The organism is Arsukibacterium sp., assembly GCF_041616895.1.
Classification (GTDB): domain Bacteria; phylum Pseudomonadota; class Gammaproteobacteria; order Enterobacterales; family Alteromonadaceae; genus Alishewanella.
On sequence record NZ_JBFJPY010000214.1, the window covers coordinates 1 to 1,523 of the forward strand.

General features: G+C 52.9%; 1 protein-coding gene and 1 pseudogene. Both read right to left on the reverse strand.

Annotation, left to right across the window (positions count from 1 at the left end):
- Positions 1-108 precede the first annotated feature (108 nt).
- Positions 109-264 (reverse strand): hypothetical protein, encoded by a 156-nt coding sequence (locus tag ABY802_RS16920; RefSeq protein ID WP_372628285.1) that lies wholly within the window; start codon positions 262-264, stop codon positions 109-111.
- A 5-nt stretch (positions 265-269) separates the two neighbouring features.
- Positions 270-1,523, reverse strand: a pseudogene (gene thrA / locus ABY802_RS16925) (bifunctional aspartate kinase/homoserine dehydrogenase I); the annotation flags it as partial.

The following is a 1,523-nucleotide window of genomic DNA, read 5'->3' on the forward strand; positions in this document are numbered from 1 at the left end:
GCCCACCGCTTGCTCAAAGGCATAAAAACAGCTTAAGACTAAATTGGTACTGCTGTCGGCAGGCAACTGATGGCGGTAACGACCGCTGATCTGTAAGCTAAGCTCACTCTACTCGCCGGTTATTTCCAGCTCATCGCCAAATAAAGCGTCGTTTGTATCTCCCCCTGCTACAGGTTCAAAGGCAGCGCCGAGTAAATCAAAACCAACAGAAAAGTTGCCGGTCGAGGCCGGCGCAAAATATCGGGCTATCGTAGAATTCTTCATGGTTATTACACCTGCTGCTGCCAGCTTAGGGTCCGCATAATATCACTGAATACCCCCGCTGAGGTTACTGCAGCCCCGGCGCCATAGCCCCGCAGCACGAAAGGGATCGGCTGATAATAACGGCTATGAATTGCCAGGGCATTTTCACCGTCTTTTACCTTGGCCAGCGGATGATCCTGATCCAGGGCTTTGATGGCCACCTGGCATTTGCCATTACGGATCTCACCAATATACCGCAGTACTTTGCCCTGTTCAGCCGCTGCTGCTATCCGTTGAGTGAACGCAGCGTCTAAGGCAGGTAAGCGCGCCATAAAATCGTCAGTGCTGCCACTGCTGTCAAAGTCGGCGGGGAGCACCGGCTCAATGCTGACATCACTTAGTTCCAGTGCCATGCCGGCTTCACGCGCCATAATCAGCAATTTACGGGCAACATCGGTACCCGACAGATCATCACGTGGATCCGGTTCGGTAAAGCCCATCGCTTTGGCTTTAGTGGTAACAGCAGACAAACTGGCGCCCGCTTCTAACTCACCAAAAATATAAGACAATGAGCCGGATAAGATCCCCTCAAACGCCAGTAATTCATCGCCGGCATTCAATAACCCCTGCAAGGTATCAATAACCGGCAACCCGGCGCCTACCGTTGTTTCATATAGAAAACGGCGCCGCTGCTGCTGTGCAACCTGGCGTAACTGGCGGTAATAGCTGAGACTGGCTGTATTGGCTTTCTTATTTGGTGTGACGACATGAAAGCCTGCAGCCAGAAAATCGACATACTGGCTGGCCACCGCCTCGGCACTGGTGCAATCGACCAGCACCGGGTTAGTCAGATGTTGCTGACGGACAAAATCTGTCAACGCGGCCAGGGTAAAGTGATCCTGGCTGTCATTGAGCTCAGCTTGCCAGTTGCTCAGGTCAACGCCCTCTTTCGCCAGCAACAACTGCTGTGAGTTGGCGACGCCGTATACTGTTAATTTAACCTGCCGCTGTTGTAAAAAACCTTGCTGGCGCTCAATCTGCGCCAGCAACTCAGCGCCGACGACACCACACCCCACCAAAAAGACATCGATGCTGGGAATATGACTGAAGAAGTTTTCGTGACATACCCTTACTGCATCTTTACAAACGGTTTGTTCAACCACCGCCGAGATAGAGCGCTCGCTACTATCCTGCGCAATAGCCACGACGTTAACCCGGGCCTGGGCCAGCGAGGCAAAAAACTTTGCTGCGACGCCGCGATGCTGACGCATACCATCGCC

Excerpts from the sequence above, each read along its gene's own strand:
- ABY802_RS16920 (WP_372628285.1), bottom strand. The coding sequence starts at position 264 with ATGAAGAATTCTACGATAGCCCGATATTTTGCGCCGGCCTCGACCGGC.